Source organism: Bacteroides sp. AM41-16 (assembly GCF_003603495.1).
In the GTDB taxonomy this organism is placed as follows: Bacteria; Bacteroidota; Bacteroidia; order Bacteroidales; family Bacteroidaceae; genus Bacteroides; species Bacteroides uniformis.
This window is the reverse complement of the sequence record NZ_QTNE01000005.1, coordinates 178,262-198,550: the sequence shown is the minus strand read 5'-3', so window position 1 is coordinate 198,550 and position 20,289 is coordinate 178,262. Positions and strand designations below refer to the sequence as shown.

General features: G+C 47.0%; 16 protein-coding genes. 5 read left to right on the top strand and 11 right to left on the bottom strand.

What is annotated here, in order from left to right:
* The first annotated feature begins 116 nt into the window (after nucleotides 1–116).
* Nucleotides 117–1,475: a transposase gene (locus DW896_RS07070; RefSeq protein WP_009036863.1), complete on the top strand. Its 1,359-nt coding sequence runs from the start codon at nucleotides 117–119 to the stop codon at nucleotides 1,473–1,475.
* A gap of 230 nt (nucleotides 1,476–1,705) precedes the next feature.
* Here the strand turns inward: DW896_RS07070 and DW896_RS07065 are convergent, their stop codons facing one another.
* From DW896_RS07065 to DW896_RS07040, 6 genes are all read right to left on the bottom strand, one after another.
* Complete coding sequence (locus tag DW896_RS07065) at nucleotides 1,706–2,467, bottom strand: creatininase family protein (protein WP_009036862.1); 762 nt, start codon at nucleotides 2,465–2,467, stop codon at nucleotides 1,706–1,708.
* A 62-nt stretch (nucleotides 2,468–2,529) separates the two neighbouring features.
* The gene (locus tag DW896_RS07060; RefSeq protein WP_009036861.1) at nucleotides 2,530–3,408 is read right to left on the bottom strand and encodes an AraC family transcriptional regulator; all 879 of its coding nucleotides are present in this window, start codon (nucleotides 3,406–3,408) and stop codon (nucleotides 2,530–2,532) included.
* Between the two features lie 74 nt (nucleotides 3,409–3,482).
* Nucleotides 3,483–5,807: a TonB-dependent receptor gene (locus DW896_RS07055; RefSeq protein ID WP_009036860.1), complete on the bottom strand. Its 2,325-nt coding sequence runs from the start codon at nucleotides 5,805–5,807 to the stop codon at nucleotides 3,483–3,485.
* A 151-nt stretch (nucleotides 5,808–5,958) separates the two neighbouring features.
* Complete coding sequence (locus DW896_RS07050; RefSeq protein WP_009036859.1) at nucleotides 5,959–6,297, bottom strand: hypothetical protein; 339 nt, start codon at nucleotides 6,295–6,297, stop codon at nucleotides 5,959–5,961.
* A 45-nt stretch (nucleotides 6,298–6,342) separates the two neighbouring features.
* A complete protein-coding gene (locus tag DW896_RS07045; protein WP_009036858.1) occupies nucleotides 6,343–8,088 on the bottom strand; it encodes a bifunctional UDP-sugar hydrolase/5'-nucleotidase in 1,746 nt (581 codons plus the stop codon).
* A gap of 26 nt (nucleotides 8,089–8,114) precedes the next feature.
* Nucleotides 8,115–9,992, bottom strand: coding sequence for a HAMP domain-containing sensor histidine kinase (locus DW896_RS07040; protein ID WP_181980681.1), 1,878 nt, complete (start codon nucleotides 9,990–9,992; stop codon nucleotides 8,115–8,117).
* A 153-nt stretch (nucleotides 9,993–10,145) separates the two neighbouring features.
* On the opposite strand from DW896_RS07040, the gene DW896_RS07035 reads away from it, so the two are divergent.
* A complete protein-coding gene (locus DW896_RS07035; protein WP_117713977.1) occupies nucleotides 10,146–12,281 on the top strand; it encodes a Tex family protein in 2,136 nt (711 codons plus the stop codon).
* Nucleotides 12,282–12,298: 17 nt separating this feature from the next.
* Here the strand turns inward: DW896_RS07035 and DW896_RS07030 are convergent, their stop codons facing one another.
* Nucleotides 12,299–13,210 (bottom strand): CPBP family intramembrane glutamic endopeptidase, encoded by a 912-nt coding sequence (locus DW896_RS07030; RefSeq protein ID WP_117713978.1) that lies wholly within the window; start codon nucleotides 13,208–13,210, stop codon nucleotides 12,299–12,301.
* A gap of 112 nt (nucleotides 13,211–13,322) precedes the next feature.
* Here DW896_RS07030 and DW896_RS07025 point away from each other — a divergent pair, with 112 nt between their 5' ends.
* The gene (locus DW896_RS07025) at nucleotides 13,323–14,375 is read left to right on the top strand and encodes a leucine-rich repeat domain-containing protein (protein ID WP_117713979.1); all 1,053 of its coding nucleotides are present in this window, start codon (nucleotides 13,323–13,325) and stop codon (nucleotides 14,373–14,375) included.
* Between the two features lie 280 nt (nucleotides 14,376–14,655).
* Here the strand turns inward: DW896_RS07025 and DW896_RS07020 are convergent, their stop codons facing one another.
* Nucleotides 14,656–16,275 carry an ABC-F family ATP-binding cassette domain-containing protein gene (locus DW896_RS07020; protein WP_005827934.1) on the bottom strand — a complete coding sequence of 540 codons (1,620 nt, stop codon included), beginning with the start codon at nucleotides 16,273–16,275 and terminating at the stop codon, nucleotides 14,656–14,658.
* A gap of 221 nt (nucleotides 16,276–16,496) precedes the next feature.
* On the opposite strand from DW896_RS07020, the gene DW896_RS07015 reads away from it, so the two are divergent.
* Complete coding sequence (locus DW896_RS07015) at nucleotides 16,497–17,129, top strand: nucleotide exchange factor GrpE (RefSeq protein ID WP_005827933.1); 633 nt, start codon at nucleotides 16,497–16,499, stop codon at nucleotides 17,127–17,129.
* Nucleotides 17,130–17,140: 11 nt separating this feature from the next.
* On the top strand, nucleotides 17,141–18,313 hold the full coding sequence (gene dnaJ, locus DW896_RS07010; RefSeq protein ID WP_035448062.1) for a molecular chaperone DnaJ: 1,173 nt from the start codon (nucleotides 17,141–17,143) through the stop codon (nucleotides 18,311–18,313).
* Between the two features lie 81 nt (nucleotides 18,314–18,394).
* On the opposite strand, the gene DW896_RS07005 is transcribed toward dnaJ, so the two are convergent.
* Genes DW896_RS07005 through DW896_RS06995 form a run of 3 tightly spaced genes read right to left on the bottom strand, consistent with a single transcriptional unit; the run spans nucleotide 18,395 to nucleotide 20,285 of the window.
* Entirely contained in the window at nucleotides 18,395–18,856 is a 462-nt protein-coding gene (locus tag DW896_RS07005; protein WP_009036853.1) for a WbuC family cupin fold metalloprotein, read from the bottom strand.
* The gene (locus DW896_RS07000) at nucleotides 18,853–19,200 is read right to left on the bottom strand and encodes a UpxY family transcription antiterminator (RefSeq protein ID WP_005827910.1); all 348 of its coding nucleotides are present in this window, start codon (nucleotides 19,198–19,200) and stop codon (nucleotides 18,853–18,855) included. The genes DW896_RS07005 and DW896_RS07000 overlap by 4 nt, the downstream gene beginning before the upstream one ends.
* Nucleotides 19,179–20,285 carry a Wzz/FepE/Etk N-terminal domain-containing protein gene (locus DW896_RS06995; RefSeq protein WP_005836078.1) on the bottom strand — a complete coding sequence of 369 codons (1,107 nt, stop codon included), beginning with the start codon at nucleotides 20,283–20,285 and terminating at the stop codon, nucleotides 19,179–19,181. Before DW896_RS06995 ends, DW896_RS07000 begins: the two co-directional genes overlap by 22 nt.
* Nucleotides 20,286–20,289 lie beyond the last annotated feature (4 nt).

Genomic DNA, 20,289 nt, shown 5'->3' with positions numbered 1-20,289 from the left:
TAATAAAATTTAAGGCAACTAACTTGCAATGAGTTAGTTGCCTTTTTTGTATCTTTAAGCATTCCCCCCAAAAACGGTTTGACGGCCAAAACGGGGGTAATTAAAAATAAAAACACATGGTAAAGATACAAAAAATTTCAGAAATCGAACCTTGTTTAGGTTTTACCGAGTTCGATATGCTTAAAAAATATCGTCAAAGTTTTGTAACGAGTGAATTAGGTCGCCTCCATTCTCTATTCCCTTTCTCGGAACTGGCCCGACAAATGCATTTGAAGTCTTCTCCTTTGGGTCGTAAAAGTTATTTTTCTCCCGAAGGTAAAATAGCCTTGATGGTCCTGAAGTCCTATACCAACTTTTCCGATGCACAACTGATTGAACATTTAAACGGTAATATTCATTACCAGTTGTTTTGTGGTGTTCAGATTGATCCGCTTCATCCGCTGACCAATCCTAAAATCGTCAGTGCGATCCGCCAGTTCCTGACGAATCGCCTTGATGTTGAGTCCCTCCAGCTTATTCTTGCCGGGCATTGGAAACCTTATCTTGAGAACCTTCATGTCTGTATGACCGATACCACCTGTTATGAAAGCCGTCTGCGTTTCCCTACTGATACCAAACTCTTATGGGAAGGTATCGTATGGCTTCATCGTCATCTGTGCAAACATTGCCGGAGATTGCACATACAACGTCCCCGTAACAAGTATCTTGATGTAAGCCGTGCCTACCTTGTTTACAGTAAACTGCGTAAACGCAGGAAATCACAGACCCGTATGATTACACGCAGGCTACTTCAGTTGTTGGAAAAGTTGCTTGACCAGTTGGAGCGGATCCATTCATCCTACGGGAACAGGCTTACACTATCCTCTGATTACCAAAGACGATTCTCGGTCATACAGACGGTTCTTGAGCAAGGGAAGAATTTATTTGCAGGCCAAAAAGTGTCCGACCGTATCGTGAGTATCGACCGGCATTACCTTCGCCCCATTATCAGAGGCAAGGAAACCAAATCCGTTGAATTCGGAGCCAAGGTCAACAATATACAGATAGATGGAATCTCCTTTATAGAACATATCTCCTTTAAGGCTTTTAACGAAGGAGTACGTTTGAAAGACTGTATTCATCTGCAACAACAACTGACCAAGGTTAGGGTTAAGGCGCTTGCAGCGGATTCAATCTATGCCAATAATGCCAACCGGAAATTTTGTACTAAATATCATATAAGTACTTCCTTCAAGCGTAAGGGCAGAGCCGCCAAAGATGAGCCGCTTCGGAGGATCTTACGGTCGGAACTCAGCCGTGAAAGAGCTACCCGGCTGGAAGGAAGCTTTGGAACGCAGAAACAACATTACTCACTGGCCAGGATAAAAGCCAGAAACAGGAAAACGGAAATGCTTTGGATTTTCTTTGGGATACATACGGCCAATGCGGTATGCATGATAGAAAAGGTCGAAAAGAAAAAAAGAACTGCTGCATAATCAGACTAAAATAACAGGAAAAGAGGAGAGGTTTTAACTTCCCCTAAAAAAGACATGTACATAATGCATGGGTGGAAAGGAAAAAATAAGAATATGTAAATAATATTCTATGAAAAGACAGAAAACTGGGGAGGTTCAACGAAAATAATCAAGAGAAAAGCTCACGTAAAGTAAAACTTTTCTCTTAATTTATTAGAAAGAGGAACATTTACGGAATATCCCCAAGTACATCAATACAGACTTCCTTGACCGACTTCCGTAAAGAGCTTCGACAACTTCTCCACCACCGGTTTCATATAACGTTCTCCTTTCTCGGCAGAAGCTTTTTTGGGGTTCCCTACCCCGCTGTCGACTGTAGCCTTATTCCAATGGCGGGGAGCCCAGCCCACCTTTTCATTCAGGGAAGGAATAGCAAACGGTTGGGATTCTCCGTCACCGGCCTCAGCCAGATTCACCAGCTCGGGATGGTAATGCATCATGACGGAAGTCTCAGACTCGCCGGCATGGTCGTCGACAACAGCCTCAAAGTAGTCTTTGGGAGGGACGATGCTGAACCAGTCGGCAGCGATAATCAGAAAATCGGGATACACAAACGCCAGGTCACGAATCATTCCCTTGAAGTTGTTGCCGCCATGACCGCTGAGAATAATCAGCTTGCGCATGCCTTGTGCATAGAGGGAGGCAACTATGTCTTCCAGAATGGCCTGCTGGGTGGAATAGCGGGTATGGATGCAGAACGGAAGTTCGCGCTGCCCCGGATTGTGTGCACCGAAAGGTACGGGAGGCATCACCATGCAGCGTACACCGGAATTCTGTAAAGCCAATGCAGCCGCGTCTACGGCAATGTCATGCGGCAGAATACAATCAGTGAGATAAGGCAGATGCAGATTATGGGGCTCCGTAGCTCCCCAAGGCAGGATGACAACGTCATACTTCACTCCTTTCACCTTTCCATAGCAGGAAACAGTAAGGTCAATTTCTCTTTTTTCCATGATAGTTTATTTTGGGGGTAAATCTTTACCGCAAAAATAAACATTATTCCGTCACATTGAACCTATTGCCGGCGATATTCTTTAGGTGACATACCGGTGTGATGCTTGAAATACTTGCCAAAGAACGACTGGTTGGCAAAGTGCAGCTCGTCCGCAATTTCCTGAATGCTCAGCTCGGAAGACTTCAACAAGGCTTTGGCTTCCAAAACGACGAGACTGTCAATCCATTCGCCTGCCGTCTTTCCGCTGATTTCCTTCACTACGGTGGAAAGGTGCTTGGCGGTGAGGAACATCTTATCGGCATAATAGGACACACTTCGCTCTTCCTTATAGGACTCTGAAACGGCACGGATAAAGCGTTCGAACAAGTCTTCCTTCCTGCTTTTGGGTATGCGCTCCTGAACGGCATGCCCTTGATAGATGTTGTATATCTCATAGAACAGTGCCAGCAGCAATCCCTGGGTGATTTCCTTACGGAAAGGATTGTCCTTCAGCTTCACCTTGCTCCAGAGGAAAGAGTGATACTCCTGGAATGATTGGGATTCCTCCGGAGTGATGTGGACGAAAGGCCGTTCCTTAATCATGAAGAACATGGGGAAAAGCTGTTGCATGGTGGGTATCACCATATCCATAAAATCTTTTGAGACGGCAATGAAAAGTCCGGCAAAGTCATCGGAGCGTTCTCCTTGCAGAACAATCTGGTCGGGAAGGATAATACCCAACATACCTTCCCGCATTTCACATTGCTGCAAGTTGAGTTCCAGTTTGCACCACCCTTTCAGGCAGACAGTCAGGCAAGCAGCATTCAAACGGGTGGGATAAGAGCTCAAAGACATGTCCTTGATGTCATCAAAAATAGCAAAATCATTGCCGATGAAATCGATCATCGGCAAATGATGTATCTGGGAAATATCTACATTTCGTATTCTCTTAGTATCCATGGTTTTTGTGCTTTGGCGACAAATGTAGGACTATTTTGCGGAATTTAGCTCTAAAAATCCTTAAATGGAAACTTTTAGTTCATTATCTTGAAGCCGACAAAGAAGGTTCTCGGCTGCGTAGGTCCGTAGAAATAGCCCGCATCGCGGAATTCCCCTTTATCCAGGTCTTTCTGGAAACTGTTGAAGATATTCTGTACACCCGTATTCAACTGAAGCTTGATATGGTCGTGAAGCACAAAGGTGTAGTTCAGCTTCACATTCAGGTCCAGGAATTGGGGGGTATGCTCCATGCGGTCCGAGGTGATATTGCAGAAGGCACCCTCGGGAGCATCTTCCGGTGCGTAGTGCGGCACAATCATCTTTCCCGTATAAGTGCCGGAAAGGGAGAAATCGAAATTCTTCACCGGTGCCGAGGAGAAAGTGAAGTACCCGTAATAGTCCGGTGTACGGGGCATGCGCTTGGTGGTAAGGTCTTTGCCGTCCACCTTTGTCCAGACTTCTTCATGGGTGTAGCGGCTGCGCTGCGCCGTGAAGCCGAGCTGGAACTGCGCCTCCTTGCCGTGGGCAATCTTCGCATCCAGATTGGCACCGTATACGCGTGCGCCGTTTCCGTTGCGGCGCTCCTTGATGACATCCCCTACTTCGTTCTTGCCGATATCTTCGAGCACAAAGACGTGGCGCAGGTCTGTATAGAAACCCTCCACCAGGATGTTTGCCTGCCAGTGTCCCAGATGGGCAGTCCAGTCCACCGAACCGCTGTAACTGTTGGAGCGTTCTTCACTCAGGTTATCGGCGAGTTTGATTTGGACTCCCTTGCCGCCTACTGCCGTCACGTGCAAGTCCTCATCGTATGCCTGCGGAGCGCGGAAACCGGTAGAGTAAGTCAAGCGTGCCTGAAAATCATCTGCCGGCTTGTAGAGCAGGTTGACGCGGGGGCTGAAAATAAGCTTGTCTATCAGGTTGTGCTTGTCCAGGCGGGCGCCGACCAGCATGGTCAGTACGTTCATCTTCCACTCATTCTGCACGAAGGCGCTGGCAATGCGGACATCCTGCTCCATGTCACGATGATAGCCGGTCATGATGTCGTGCAGGGAGTTGTTCTGATATTCCAGTCCGCCGGTGAAGGTGGCGGGGGCAAAGAAGCAGTTGTCCATATTGCCCACATACATGCCGCCGGCAACCCAGGTCAGGTCTTTCGTCTTGCCGTAAGCATTCATGTTCTTTTGGGCACCATAGTAGCTGTTGCGGTCGGTGTGCTGTATGGAGGTGTAAGCCGAAATCTTATGCTTGTACTCCTTCCAGAACAAATCGTAGCTCACGCCTCCGCTATTGATGATATGCTTGGTCTGCTCGGTGATGTCCGTCTCGTGCGGCTGCAAATCGAATTTGTTGCCTCCGCGACGAAGTTCGTTGGTGGTATGGTATTCCAGATTGATGCGGCTGAAATGCGTAGGACGGTAATAGGCGCGGAAGCCGAAAGTATTCATGTTCAGCTTGCCCAGCTCGGAAAAGCCATCGCCATCGCGGTCGTAGGGGTTGCGGTTGCGGTAACTCTCATAAAAGGCAATGCCGTAAGAGTTATCTTTGGCAACCAGCGACACATTGCCACCCATATATTGCTCCCAGGACTTGCCGTCCATATTGGAGAACATGCTCGATACCTGAAAGGAATTGTTGATGGGGTCTTTGGTTATAATATTGATAGTTCCTCCCACAGCATTGGCGCCAAACAAGGCAGAGCCTCCGCCACGCACCACTTCTACCCGTTCAATCATGTTCACGGGGATTTGCTCCAATCCGTACACACCGCTCAATGCACTGATGATGGGACGGCTGTTTATCAATATCTGCGAATACGGACCTTCCAAGCCATTGATGCGCACCTGGGGGAAACCACAGTTCTGGCAGTTGTTCTCCACACGCAAGCCCGATTGGTAGTTCAGTGTCTTGGCAAGGTCGGTGGAGTTGACCATCTCGAACAATTTGGTACTCATCACATTTACAACTACCGGAGCTGCCTTGCGGCTTACCTCGTTGCGGTTGGCGGATACCACCACTTCATCGGTCATGAAACTCTCCTCTTCCATCGGGAAATGTATGACGGCAGTAAAGTCCTTGCTCACCGTCACCTCCTTCTCTTGGGTCTTGTAACCCACTGCCGACACACGGAGCTTGTATTTTCCCGCCGGAAGCTTGCGGAACTCAAATTGTCCTTCTTCATTGGAAACCGTTCCCTGACCACTGCCGATAATCAAAACCGTGGCATACGGTATATTTTCCTCCGTACCTTTCACTATCACATGGCCGGAAATCATATTGCCTTCTTTTATAGGATTTACGGCAAAAGCTACGCTGGCACTTACCACTGCAAGTACCAACGCCAAAATGTATTGTTTCATCAAATTAGCGCTCTAAATAAAAAAAATAATTCAAGTCTGAAAAAAGATAATCATCCGAGATGCCGCACTTCGTTCACTGAAATGCCGGACTTCGAGACTAAAATGCCTGGTATCTACATACAAAAAATCCAGGCGTTTTTAAACCTAATGACTATGAAAAAAGAGCGGGAGGAGCGCGAAGGGAAAGGGTACGTATCACTTCCCCCTTAACAGTAGGTGTTGCCGGTTTGGCTCTGAGCATGGCCAGCAAAGGACGCATCGGGTGCTGAACCTCATACACATCCACTCCGGAAGAGTAGAATGCCGACAAATGCCCGATAACCAAAAGGGAAGTCTGAGAGTGAGAGTGTGTGCCATGAAAAGGGTGCGAGTGCGTTATCATCACCCCATTCACATAATGGACGTGAGTGAACGCAGTGATACTTGCCTGGTACATGATAAACAGTACCAGCAAGCTCAATGCACCTATAATTTTTTTCTTCTGCTTCACGTCCAAAAACTTATACTATAGATTTTGAGCCGCAAAGATAGTGAATTATTCTTTAACTTTGCCAAACAAGAACTCATAATCACGCTTGGAAGCCGGAGCCGCCCACTCTTCGGGAATAAACTTCCACTGATTCAGCGTACGCGGTTCAATCACCTTCTTCTGCTCAATGTACTGCATCAGATAATAGCGTAAGTCCTTATCCGTAGAGTGGATGATGCGTTCCTTCAATTCATCCTGCGAGATGCCGGCCCCCTTTGTCAGCAATTCGCCGCCACCGTTTCCGCGATAAGAATTCACCGCTACCTTATACATTTTATCCATATCGAACGGAGTACCGTCTGCCATACTGAGAATGGCTACCTTCTCGCCATCCGGCTTGGTCACATCCACCGTGTAGATAATACCCGCCGCAGAATCGAAGTTGAAGCTGAAATTCTTGAATGAGGCCCTATCCGTAGCACCTTCGCGGCGCTTCTCACGGAAGAGAAGGATATGGTCGTCCGGAGACTTCATCCGATTGGTCCACAAATCATACGACATCTCCAAGGCATCGCGTATCTCCTTCCCCGTCAGACGCATGGTGTAAAGCATATTTTCGTACTTATACAGATTGAACATATCGTTCACAAAAATGTCTCCTTTACGGATTTCCGTATCATAGGACAAAGGAGCCGCAAAAGAAATATCCGCTCCGCTGATTGCCAACTGCAATTCGTGGATAAGGTCTATAAAAGCGGAAGAACCGAAATAGGCAGGACGTGTGGAGATAGTCTCGGTAAAGGAACCAATTTTCTTGGAAACAAAATTCTGCACAGCTTCATTTTCGGGGGCAAAGCGTTGCATGAACTCTTCGCTGACGCCGTAGTCTTGCGTATCGGACAGTATGCCGTCTATCTTCTTGTCTATAACTTTACCATCACGCAGTTTCAAGGTTATATCCACATTACTCACAACAACACCGTTGCTGGCAGGGTCCATCACCAGTACCGAGTCACCGGCTATGTTGCACACCCTCTTGCATTCGCGCGCATGGTCGTGCCCCATCAGGACAATATCGAATCCCGGCACGTTGCACGCCACTTCCACCGAAGCGTTTTCGCGATACTTGCCTCCCATCAGCTGGGCATCCTGGCCGGCATGGAACATACCGATAACCAAATCAGGCTTTTCCTGCTCACGGATAATCTTCATCCATTTGCGGGCAGTCTCCTCCATATCGTCGAAACGCAGCCCTTTCCACAGATTCTCTGAAAGCCATACGGGGATGGCAGGAGTTATCATACCGAGAACCACAATTTTCACTCCGTCACGTTCCAGCACCTCATAGGGTTTGAAATGGGTTTCTCCGGTAGCAGTATCCACAATATTGGCACCCAATATCGGAAAACGGCAGTCACCTGCCCAACGGTCGAAAACGGTACGGCCGGTCTCTACGTCATGGTTACCCATATTGCCGGCATTATACCCCATGAAATTCATCATCTCCGCTGCCAGATGAGGGGCAACGGTATCTATGTAATTATAATAATAGGCTGTGGGCTGTCCCTGCAGAATGTCACCATTGTCCAAGAGAATCAGATTTTTGCCATAAGCCTCACGTTCTTTTTGCACCAAAGCATGCACACGTGCCAGACTGCCGGTTGCCTCCCGGCGGCGTATAAAGTCGTAGGGATAGTAGTTGCCGTGTATATCACTGGTCTGTACGACTTTCAGTTTCACCTCTCTTTCCTGCGCAGGCAGTATGCTTGTCAGGACAAAAATCCAGATAAAAAAACAACTAAATCTTTTCATTATATTTCCTTATTTCTTGTCGGTTCTTATAAGTTCATAGGATGGGTAAACATAAACCGCGCTCCATCCGTATAGGCAGGATCTATCCAAATCTCGCCGCCCCACTTCTCAACGGTCAGCTTACAGATGGACAAGCCCAAGCCGGTTCCCTGCACATATTCGTTCAGCTTCTCGAAACGTTCGAACACCCGTTTCTGTTTGTCCAATGGAATGCCGCAACCAGTGTCAGTCACCGAGAATACTGCAACATTCCTCGCCGTATCCGGCTCCAGCTTCAAGGTTATCGTACCTTCTTTTGTAAACTTGTCCGCATTGGAAAGCAGATTTATCACAACCTGCTGTAAACGCTGCACATCCGTCCGCATCTCCACTACCTCACGTTCACACTCAAATAAGAATTGATTGGTCGACCTGCGTGCCTGGGCCACGGAAGCTACTACCTGCTGGCATATCTGCACTACATTGCAGCTCTCCAAAGAAAGGATGACGCGGTCGGCCTCCAAACGGGACACATCCAATATGTCATTAATCAACCGAAGCAGCAAATCAGAGTTGGTCCTAATAATCTCGAAATAGCCACGCTGTTCTTCTTCCGAGGCTCCTCCGGCAGACAGCACGTCCGAGAAGCCCACAATCGCATTCAATGGAGTACGGATTTCGTGGCTCATATTGGCAAGGAAAGCACTCTTCAGACGGCTGGATTCTTCGGCACGGTCTTTTGCTTCGCGCAAGGCACCCTCGGATACCTCCAGTTCATCCTTCAACTTCTTTGTATGATAATAAAAGTAAAGGGAAACGAACAAACCGCCCAACAGCACCAACAGAACAGCACCGACAGACCAGATATGATACTTGTACTGTTCGTAGAAAGAAGGGGTTACGTTCAGCATCTTTACCGGCTGCGGAAGGCCGGTGATATTCAGTTTCTTTTCCTTCACAAGTTTACCGTCCAGTATGGTCTCATTCGGAATGATTTCCATATGGGTCTCACTATCCTGGGAGGTGGTCAGCAGGCGGTAAGACTGTCTTGCCATCTCCTTGCCCAAAGCACGGTAGGCAGGAACGACACCTGCCACAGCCCAATATCCCAAGCCTACGGAACTGAGCGAGAAAGTGGGCAAAGTGGGAGCTGCTTCCATCATGGCGTAGGTTGCATTCCGCATGAAGTAACCATCGTTCATGTCCACACGCCATGTCCCCATCAATATAGCTGTATTTTCCGGTAACTCATGCAATCTGTCACAAATGGTATATATGGTATTGACGCGTCCGTCCAGCAGAATCAGGTTTAGTTCCGGGAACTTCTGCATCTCCTTCACTACATAGGCCTGCATGGCAACGCCGCCATAACTGTTGTCTGAGACAAAAGCGATATTCTTGGTGCCGGGATACATCTGCTTTATCATATTGATGTTGGCCTCCACATCATACTCATAAACGAAGCCAGCCTTGATAGGCGAACTGGGGAAATCCGTGAAGAAGTCGACGGATTCGGGCATCCAGGTCTTCAGGTCAACGGTATCACCCGGCAGCAATATGGCGTTCCGGCTGGACAGTGCACTCACTACCGGAGTATTGCCGCATATGGAGTCTTCCAGAGAAAGATAGGCAGCCCAGGCTTCCTGCCCTATAAGTACAATCAGCGCCGGACTTTTATCACCTTGATATTTAGCCAACAGCTCAGCCATTCTCCTCTCCCAAAGAGGGGATTCGGAAAAACTCTTGCAGTTCATGTTCTCCAATGCGATGGTGTTTGTCCCGCCCAGGCGTTGGAACTCCTCCATAAAGTCGGAGATGTTGCCGGAAGTACGGCCGGCATCCGGATTATAGGAACTGATAATCAGTACCGGATGCTCTCCCGTAATAGAAAAAGCGGGCAAAAGGCAACAGAAAAGCGCTACCATGCATGGTAATATTGTACGATATATGTGTTTCAATTGATTGATTCGTTTAATTGCTCCATAGCTTTGACAAATATAGATAAAAGTTGGAACCTAAAGAAAAAACAACAATTGTTTTTTTGTACTTTTGGCACCTATTATAAAATGAGATACAAAATGATACAAGATTTTCATCGAATGATATCTGCCGCTCTCGGCATATCAGAAAGACAAATAAGCCAGACCCTCGGCCTGCTGGAAGACGGAGCGACAATCCCTTTCATCAGCCGTTACCGCAAGGAAGCAACGGGAGGACTGGACGAAGTGCAGATTGAAGCTATCCAGACGCAATATGAGAAACTGAGCGAAACCGCCAAACGTAAAGAAACCATCCTGAACACCATACAGGAACAAGGTAAACTGACCGCCGAACTTCAGAAGCGCATCGAGGAGACTTGGGACAATACCCTACTGGAGGACATCTACCTCCCCTACAAGCCCAAACGGAAAACACGTGCCGAAGCAGCCCGTCAAAAAGGACTGGAACCCCTCGCCACCCTGCTGATGCTGCAACGTGATCCTCATCCGGAGGAACGCGCCGCCAATTACGTGAAAGGAGACGTGAAGAACGTGGAAGATGCACTGAAAGGTGCCCGTGACATCATAGCCGAGCATGTTAGCGAAGACGAACGTGCCCGAAACAGCGTGCGCAACGCATTTGCCCGCCAAGGCATACTGACCGCCAAAGTAGTGAAAGGCAAAGAAGAGGAAGCGACCAAATACCGTGACTACTTCGACTGCTCCGAATCGTTGAAGCGATGCAACTCCCACCGCCTGCTCGCCATCCGGCGTGCCGAAGCGGAAGGCCTGCTGAAAGTCAGCATCAGCCCGGACGATGAGGAGTGCGTGGAACGGCTGGAACGCCAATTCGTGCGGAGCAACAACCCCTGCGGACAGCAAGTGGCAGAAGCCGTGCAGGATTCCTACAAACGCCTATTGAAGCCATCCATAGAGACGGAATTTGCCACGCAAAGTAAGGAACGTGCTGATGAGGAAGCCATCAAGGTATTTGCCGAAAACCTCCGTCAGTTGTTGCTGGCTTCACCACTGGGGCAAAAGCGTGTGATGGGTATAGACCCCGGATTTCGTACGGGTTGTAAAGTTGTGTGCCTCGATGCACAAGGAAATCTGCTCCACAATGAGAACATCTACCCCCACCCTCCGGTCAGCAAGCAGAAAGAGGCATTTGCCAAGCTGCAAATGATGATAGAGTCTTATAAGATAGATGCCGTTGCCATAGGTAACGGAACTGCCAGCCGCGAGACGGAGGAGTTCTTGAAACATCAGCGCTTCAACCGCGACATACAGATATTCATCGTCAGCGAGCAGGGAGCTTCCATCTATTCGGCCTCTAAAATTGCACGGGACGAGTTTCCCGACTACGACATCACCGTACGCGGTGCTGTGTCCATAGGCAGACGACTGATGGACCCGCTGGCAGAGTTGGTAAAGATTGACCCGAAATCTATTGGTGTGGGGCAATACCAGCATGACGTGGACCAAACCAAGCTGAAAAAATCACTGGACCAGACCGTAGAAAACTGTGTAAACTTGGTAGGTGTCAACCTGAACACCGCAAGCAGCCATCTGCTGACCTATATCTCGGGATTGGGTCCGCAACTGGCACAGAACATTGTGAACTATCGCGCCGAAAACGGTGCCTTCACCTCGCGCAAGGAACTGATGAAAGTACCGCGCATGGGTGCCAAGGCATTTGAGCAATGTGCCGGCTTCCTACGTATTCCGCAGGCAAAAAATCCGCTGGACAATACTGCCGTACACCCGGAAAGCTATTGTATCGTAGAACAAATGGCAAAGGACTTGGGTTGCAGCGTAGCCGAGCTGATAGCCAGCCGGGAGCTGCGTCTGAAGATTAATCCCGAACGCTACCTCTCCCCCACCGTGGGCATGCCGACACTGAAAGACATCCTGCAAGAGCTGGACAAGCCCGGACGTGACCCACGCGGACCGATAAAGATATTTGAATTTGACAAGAACGTGCGCACCATCAACGACCTGCGCGAAGGCATGGAATTGCCCGGCATCGTAGGAAACATCACCAACTTCGGCGCATTTGTCGACATAGGCATCAAGGAAAACGGACTGGTACACCTCTCCCAACTCGCCGACAGATTCATATCAGACCCTAATGAAGTAGTGTCCATTCACCAGCATATACGCGTAAAGGTACTCAGCATAGATATGGACCGGAAACGCATACAGCTGACAATGAAAGGAGTGGAACAGAATTAGGGGTTAATGATTAGTGATTAATGACTAATACGGAAATCATTAATCACTAATCCCTTATAATAGTGTCTTAAGATAATTACTGTACCAAGCACTAAAAGTAGTGAACACAGAATAGAGCCTTCGAACCCGAAAGTTCCTCCATTTATCAGATTTTCTTCCGGAAAGTGAAGAATCAGCAGATTCTCATTGCTAAATTCATTTCCACTGACTTTATATCCCAAAACAGAACCTTGAATCCAGTTCCAGAACCAATGCAAGGCAATGGGAAAACAGAGGTTACGCGTGTATATATAGGAAGCTCCCAAGAAACAACCCGCCAGCATGATATTCAAAAACGGGACGAAGGCAAAGCTGGGATTGAAAAGATGCATCAACGAAAATAACACCGCAGAGATAAGCAATGCCACAAACTTATTGACGCCTCCATCCAGCATACGCCCTAAAATGAAACCGCGTCCAATAACTTCTTCCGTAACTGCCACTAAAAAATAAAGCAAAAGACTCGACAACAACGAAATGGGAGAAAACAAGACCCCTGCCACTTCCACAGCCCCCAACAATAAAGACAAGCCAAAACCAACTACATACAAGAACACGACAAACAAAGCTCCGTTCAGCAGGCTTCTGCCCCATCCCTTCAAAGACAAGCCCAAGCCCGAAAAAGGAAGCTTCCTGAAACCCAGCACCATACAAGCGGCAATAAGCCCACTGGCCAACATCAAGACTTCATTCAACATCATTAAATAGACGCTCATCCCACCAGCTTGTGTCTTCAACTCAGGGAAAGCAATCGCAAAAGGTATGGCAAACAAAAACAGAAAAATCATAAAAAGTACAGTAAACAGTACTATATCAACGAATGCCAGCCAAATACGTTTTGTTTTACTCATAGCAACACACTCTTCCTTCACCGTTTCTTCCGTCTCCATTTGTATCTCATTTTGATTAATATCCGACAAAAATAATAATAAAAAGAAAAAACTTCATGTATTCCTGCCGGTTTCTTCTTATATTTGAAAAATCAATCTGGAATCGACAAACATGAAACTAAGAAAAATACTTTTAGCCGTTGCCGGACTGGCGTTAATGCTGAATGCCTCGGCACAAAAATCCAAAAGATACTACGTGGCCAAACCTGGCACCCTGGTGGAACTGATGACAGAAGCGGAAGCCAATGAAATCACCCAACTGACCCTGCAGGGCAAGCTGAATGCCGTAGATTTCAGGCATCTACGGGATGAATTCAAAAACCTGCAACTGCTGGACATTTCAAATGCCTCCATCAGCATGTATGCAGGCAAGAACGGGACTTATCCAAACCGTTTTTATGTATATCCTGCCAATTGCATTCCGGCATATGCCTTCTGCAAGCAAATAGACGACAGTACATTTGTAGGTAAGGAGACGCTGACCAGGATTATCCTTTCCGACAAGACCAAGAACATCGAAGATGCTGCCTTTAAGGGATGCAAAAATCTCAAGATATGCCAGATACGGAAGAAAACGGCTCCCAATCTGTTGTCCGAAGCATTGGCCGATAGCGTTACAGCCATATTTGTTCCATTGGGATGCAGTGACTCCTATCGTACCAAAAAGAAATGGGAAACCTTTGCATTCATTGAAGGAGAACCACTGACAGTAAATGTGCAGATTGGTAAAATGGGCAGCCTTGCCAGCGAACTGTTAAGAGCCGGATTTCAGCCCAAAGACGTTAACTTTCTGACCGTTGAAGGAAAAATGGACGAAGCCGACTTCACATTGATACGCGACTATATGCCCAATCTGGTTTCCATCGACATGACCAACAGTAATGCCACTGCAATTCCCGACTATACTTTCACCCAAAAGAAGTATCTGCTGAACGTACGGCTCCCGCAAGAGCTTAGAAGCATCGGACAGCGTGCATTCAGTGGCTGCGGCCGTTTGTGCGGCACGCTGGTGCTTCCTGCCAGTGTAACCGCCATTGAGTACGGAGCATTTATGGGATGCGACAACCTGCGCTATGTGCTTGCCACGGGGAATAAGATTACCACGCTAGGCGACAACCTTTTCGGCGAAAGCCAAGGCAAAATTATATATAAGGAGAAACAATAACTCAGACTATTCCCCGCCTTAATAAGAACAAAGAGACTCTTTTAATAGCAAAAGAAGGTGTGTCAGAATGATAGCTAAAAATCATTCTAACACACCTTCTTCTTTTTTTCAATATCGCACAAGCCTTTATTAAACCAAAAAGATATGAAAGAAGAATCGTTCCATCATGGCAGAAATATTGTTCCACCGTGGTGAAAAAATCGTTCCACCATGGTGGAACGATTTTTTCCTCATGATGGAACGATTTAAAATATGCTTATTTAGTCCTTAGCTTCCGTTATCACTTTGTTGCGTACATACGTGCACGCAACTCCTTGATGTGGTCTGAAGTGATGTATTCGTCATACTCCATCATCTTGTCGATAATACCGTTCGGAGTCAATTCGATGATACGGTTGGCAACCGTCTGAATGAACTCGTGGTCGTGGGATGAGAAAAGGATATTGCCTTTATAGGTCTTTAGATTATTGTTGAATGCCTGGATAGACTCCAAGTCGAGGTGATTGGTAGGTGTATCCAGAATCAAGCAATTGGCATTGCGCAGCTGCATACGTGCAATCATGCAACGCATCTTCTCACCTCCCGACAATACGCTTGCTTTCTTCAGCACCTCCTCACCGGAGAACAGCATACGTCCCAGGAAGCTCTTCATATAGACTTCATTGCCTTCACCGAACTGGCTCAACCAGTCCACCAGATTCAGGTCTGTATTAAAGAATGCAGTATTGTCCAGCGGCAGGTAAGCGGTGGTGATAGTCACACCCCAGTTGAAAGTACCTGCATCCGGTTTCATATTCTCGTTGATAATCTCGAACAGGGCGGTCATGGCACGCGGGTCGTGCGAAAGGAATACAATCTTGTCTCCCTTCTCTACGTTGAAGTTGACGTCGCGGAACAGCACCGTACCATCTTCCAGCGTTTTCGTCAAACCGGAAACTTCCAGAATCTGATTACCCGGTTCGCGTTCGGGCGTAAAGATGATGCCCGGATACTTACGTGATGACGGCTTGATTTCTTCTACATTCAGTTTCTCCAACATCTTCTTGCGGCTGGTAGTCTGCTTGCTCTTTGCCACATTGGCACTGAATCGGCGGATAAACTCTTCCAGCTCTTTCTTCTTCTCCTCGGCCTTTGCCTTCTGGTTCTGCTGCTGACGGAGCGCCAGCTGGCTGGACTCGTACCAGAAGCTATAGTTACCGGCAAAGAGGTTAATCTTTCCGTAGTCGATGTCCACCGTATGCGTACAAACGGAGTCGAGGAAGTGACGGTCGTGGCTTACCACCAGCACCGTATGCTCAAAGTTGGAGAGGTACTCTTCCAGCCAAGTCACGGTCTCCATATCCAAGTCATTGGTAGGCTCGTCCAGCAGCAAGTTATCAGGATTTCCATAGAGAGCTTGCGCCAGCATGACACGCACCTTTTCTTTGTTGTTCAACTCACCCATCAACAGATAATGCTTGTCTTCCTTGATACCCAAACCACTCAACAAGGCGGCAGCATCGCTTTCGGCATTCCAGCCGTCCAACTCGGCAAATTTCTCTTCCAATTCGGAAACCTTCAGCCCATCCTCGTCTGTGAAATCCTCTTTGGCATACAGCACTTCACGCTGCTTCATGATATCCCACAACACCGTGTGTCCCATCATCACCGTGTCCATCACCGTAAAAGCATCCCACTTGAAGTGGTCCTGGCTCAAAACGGAAAGACGCTCTCCCGGAGCCAGCATGATGGAGCCCGTCGTAGGGTCCAGCTCCCCGGAAATCGTTTTCAGGAAAGTAGATTTTCCGGCGCCGTTGGCACCGATGATACCATAACAGTTACCACTTGTAAACTTCAGGTTTACGTCATTGAACAACACTCTTTTACCAAACTGTACTGAGACATTAGAGACTGTAATCATCTTTATATTTACGATTTATTTATTTACAATTTACTATTTAATACCTATTAGTCTGCGAATTGCGAGTGCAAAGATAGTTATTTTTCCATGAATAGACACAGAGAAGCGCTGTCAATCTGACATAAAAGTATTACCTTTGCAGCGTTTTCGGCAAAAATATCCGTTTTGGCAAAGTTTTTGCTGGAGCACTAATATCGTATTAACTTAAACCCTTAACAGCAATGAAAGCAAAATCATTTTACAAGAATAATAAGCATAACAATATGAATCCGAAAGAAAAAGAAAACAACCAGGAAGAGGAACTGAAAACTCAAGCTACTCCTAACGAATGTGACGAAGAAACTGTCGGACAAGAAACTTCACAAGAAAACGAAGCTCCCCTGACAGAAGAAGAAAAGCTCGCCCAGGAACTGGAAAAGGCCAATGAACAGATTGAAGAGCAGAAGGACAAATACCTGCGCTTGTCTGCCGAGTTTGACAATTACCGCAAACGTACCATGAAGGAGAAAGCAGAACTCATCCTGAACGGTGGTGAAAAGAGTATCAGCAGTATCCTACCCATTGTGGATGACTTTGAACGCGCCCTCAAAAACATGGAGACAGCCACCGACGTAGCCGCCGTAAAAGAAGGCGTTGAACTTATCTACAACAAGTTCATGTCTGTATTGGGACAAAACGGCGTTAAGGTAATAGAGACAAAGGAACAACCGCTCGATACAGACTATCACGAAGCCATCGCCGTGATTCCGGCACCCAATGAAGCACTGAAAGGCAAAATTCTGGACTGTGTACAAACCGGTTACATCCTAAATGACAAAGTGATCCGTCATGCCAAAGTGGTAGTCGGAGAATAACATAAAACTGTATGGAAAAAAGAGATTACTACGAAGTATTGGAAGTCGAAAAGACAGCAACGGTAGAAGAAATAAAGAAAGCCTATCGCAAGAAAGCCATCCAATATCATCCGGACAAGAATCCGGGCGACAAAACAGCCGAAGAGAAATTCAAGGAAGCGGCAGAAGCATACGACGTACTAAGCAATCCGGACAAGCGTGCCCGCTACGATCAGTTCGGTCATGCCGGACTGGGTGGTGCCGCCGGTAATGGTGGTCCGTTCGGCGGCTTCAGTGGAGGCATGTCCATGGACGACATCTTCTCCATGTTCGGTGACATCTTTGGCGGACACAGTGGAGGTTTCGGCGGTTTTGGAGGTTTCGGCGGAGGCGGTGGAGCACAACAACAACGCCGTTACCGTGGTTCGGACCTGCGTGTCAAGGTGAAACTGAACCTCAAGGAAATCTCTACCGGCGTGGAAAAGAAATTCAAACTGAAGAAATACGTGCCTTGTACCCACTGTCATGGTACGGGAGCCGAAGGTGACGGTGGTTCAGAGACCTGCCCGACTTGTAACGGCAGCGGCACGGTAATCCGTAACCAGCAAACCATACTCGGCACCATGCAGACAAGAACCACCTGCCCGACGTGTGGCGGTGAGGGCAAAATCATCAAGAACAAGTGTAAGGAGTGTGCCGGTGAAGGCATTGTATACGGTGAAGAAGTAGTAACCGTAAAAATTCCGAAAGGCGTTGCAGAAGGTATGCAACTCTCTATGGGAGGAAAAGGAAACGCAGGCAAGCACAACGGCGTGCCGGGAGACTTGCTGATTCTTGTAGAGGAAGAACAAGACCCGAACTTGATACGCGATGAAAACGACTTGATTTACAATCTGCTCCTCAGCTTCCCGACAGCAGCCTTGGGTGGTGCGGTAGAAATTCCCACGATTGATGGAAAGGTGAAAGTAAAAATTGACTCAGGTACGCAACCGGGAAAAGTGCTCCGCCTGCGCGGCAAAGGTTTACCCAACGTGAACGGATACGGCACGGGAGATTTGCTGGTAAATGTCAGCGTATACGTACCCGAAACGCTGAACAAGGATGAGAAGAAGGCGCTGGAGGAGATGGAAGAATCGGATAACTTCAAGCCAAATACTTCGATTAAGGAGAAAATATTCAAGAAGTTCAAGAGTCTGTTCGACTGAAAATATGGTGCATAAAGAAGCCTCCCGGTATACAATAAAAAATATCGGGAGGCTTTCCTATGTTTTTTTATCGGGAAAATGTTAAAGTTCCAACATCCGCTTCATAAAAGCCTTTATTCCTTCCGTATCAGAAGTCTGAGGAGCCCACGAAGCCAAATCCTCTGAGGGTAGAGGCTGATATGGGCCTTTTTTAATTTCAAAAATAACGGTACCTGACTCCAAGGCAATAATACTATGCCATGTATTAGAAGGAATTTCCAGACCATATTTACCTTCCGAAGGATTGAGGCATACCTTATCTGTTACATTACCGGCATCATCATAAAAAAATGCCAGCAGACTTCCACGCAAAACCAGATAAGTTTCTTCCTTACCTGTATGACGGTGAGGAGGAAGATAAGTTCCCGGTTCCAAAGCATTCAGCAACCGATGAATAGGAGCATCCATAGACGCATGAAAATTATAATTCATACGTAAACGGGAGTTCTCCTTAGCTCGTGAAGTAACGGTATCCAGCAGCTCTTCTGTTATCAGCTTCATCATAACTTCAGCAATTGGGCAAACTTGGCAGGAAGTTCTGCTTTGCCCGCCTCAATAGACAAACTTTTTCCTTCATTATCTACTAATATAGCAGCCTTCTGCGAGGAAGCCAATGAGGTAACTTCCGACACATTACCGGCAACAAACAAACATCCGGAAAAAAGAGGAGTAATCACCTTTCGGGTATGCCCTTTCCATTTTACAAACACAGCCTGCATCGGGCAATATGTAGTATATCCCGCAGCATTCAAACGCTGCATCAACTTATGTTCAGACTTGGGTGCTGTGTACAATGCATGCCAGCACATCATATCATTATCCGTCATCATATTGTTTGCTTTTTCCATCCCTTTAATAAATCTTTTACAAATAATATCCATCCCACACTGCCGACACCTGCCAAGAACATGAAGCCGATCAAAATCATCAATTTATTGGGCTTTGCAGGCTTCAAAGGTACCGTAGCCGGCTGGACAACCGTATATACCGGTGTAATCTCCTGCACCTTAGCTCTTGCCATCTGCAATTGTTGAGACACTTGTGTATATACTTGATAGGCTAAATTCATTTCATTCTGTAAACGCTCTTGCTCTGCGCGATAACTCAGTAATATTATATTCTGGTTTGCATCTACAAAATTTGCGTATTTCTTCTGGGCATCCTCATAACTGGCCTTTGCTTCTCCATAAAGTTTTTCGGTAAATGCCAAATCATGACGAGCCTTATTAGTCCGATAATCTGTGATGTAGTTCTGCAGGCAATGCATCACGGTATCCGTCAGCGAAGCAGATATCAAAGGATCCTGCATAGTAACAGACAAGGTTGTCACACCTGTCTTTTTGTCTACGGAAACAGAGATACGTTTACTTAAAGCATCTGCAATGGCAGACTCATCTCTAGTAAGACGAAAAGGATCCAGCTTTGCGTCCCCCTCTTCCGGTTCATCCTTAAACAAAGACAATGTCCATCCTAACACCTTAAAAGGAGCGGAGAAAATTGCACTCCACCAAGGAGAACGCTGTTCTTCTTTCAAATAAGCATATAAAGTCGTGTCTACTTTTGCTTTCTGATCCTTGACTTTAACATCGAACAGTTCAATCAGAAAAGGAGTAGAACTTACAATATCAGGATAAAGTTCGGGTGACAAAGCATCCTCACCAGAAGAAGTGCCCAAATTGATACCCGCCATGGCTGCAAGGGCTCCCATACTTCCACCACCAGATTTGCCACCACTCTCCGGAGCCAATGTCACACTTGTAGAGTACTCCTTAGGAATACTAAATGCAACAACCAGTCCTACAAGAGCAGCGATACCACACGCCTTAAAAACCAATTTGCGACTAGCCCATACTTTCTGGGCCAGTTCTATCAAATCTATTTCTTGTTCCTCAGGTTGTGGAGAGGTTATGTTTTGTATTCTTTCTTCGCTCATAATT

Excerpts from the sequence above, each read along its gene's own strand:
- DW896_RS07070 (WP_009036863.1), top strand. The coding sequence starts at position 117 with ATGGTAAAGATACAAAAAATTTCAGAAATCGAACCTTGTTTAGGTTTT.
- DW896_RS07065 (WP_009036862.1), bottom strand. The coding sequence starts at position 2,467 with ATGGAAAAAAGAGAAATTGACCTTACTGTTTCCTGCTATGGAAAGGTG.
- DW896_RS07060 (WP_009036861.1), bottom strand. The coding sequence starts at position 3,408 with ATGGATACTAAGAGAATACGAAATGTAGATATTTCCCAGATACATCAT.
- DW896_RS07055 (WP_009036860.1), bottom strand. The coding sequence starts at position 5,807 with ATGAAACAATACATTTTGGCGTTGGTACTTGCAGTGGTAAGTGCCAGC.
- DW896_RS07045 (WP_009036858.1), bottom strand. The coding sequence starts at position 8,088 with ATGAAAAGATTTAGTTGTTTTTTTATCTGGATTTTTGTCCTGACAAGC.
- DW896_RS07040 (WP_181980681.1), bottom strand. The coding sequence starts at position 9,992 with ATGGTAGCGCTTTTCTGTTGCCTTTTGCCCGCTTTTTCTATTACGGGA.
- DW896_RS07035 (WP_117713977.1), top strand. The coding sequence starts at position 10,146 with ATGATACAAGATTTTCATCGAATGATATCTGCCGCTCTCGGCATATCA.
- DW896_RS07030 (WP_117713978.1), bottom strand. The coding sequence starts at position 13,210 with ATGGAGACGGAAGAAACGGTGAAGGAAGAGTGTGTTGCTATGAGTAAA.
- DW896_RS07025 (WP_117713979.1), top strand. The coding sequence starts at position 13,323 with ATGAAACTAAGAAAAATACTTTTAGCCGTTGCCGGACTGGCGTTAATG.
- DW896_RS07020 (WP_005827934.1), bottom strand. The coding sequence starts at position 16,275 with ATGATTACAGTCTCTAATGTCTCAGTACAGTTTGGTAAAAGAGTGTTG.
- DW896_RS07015 (WP_005827933.1), top strand. The coding sequence starts at position 16,497 with ATGAAAGCAAAATCATTTTACAAGAATAATAAGCATAACAATATGAAT.
- dnaJ (WP_035448062.1), top strand. The coding sequence starts at position 17,141 with ATGGAAAAAAGAGATTACTACGAAGTATTGGAAGTCGAAAAGACAGCA.
- DW896_RS07005 (WP_009036853.1), bottom strand. The coding sequence starts at position 18,856 with ATGATGAAGCTGATAACAGAAGAGCTGCTGGATACCGTTACTTCACGA.
- DW896_RS07000 (WP_005827910.1), bottom strand. The coding sequence starts at position 19,200 with ATGGAAAAAGCAAACAATATGATGACGGATAATGATATGATGTGCTGG.
- DW896_RS06995 (WP_005836078.1), bottom strand. The coding sequence starts at position 20,285 with ATGAGCGAAGAAAGAATACAAAACATAACCTCTCCACAACCTGAGGAA.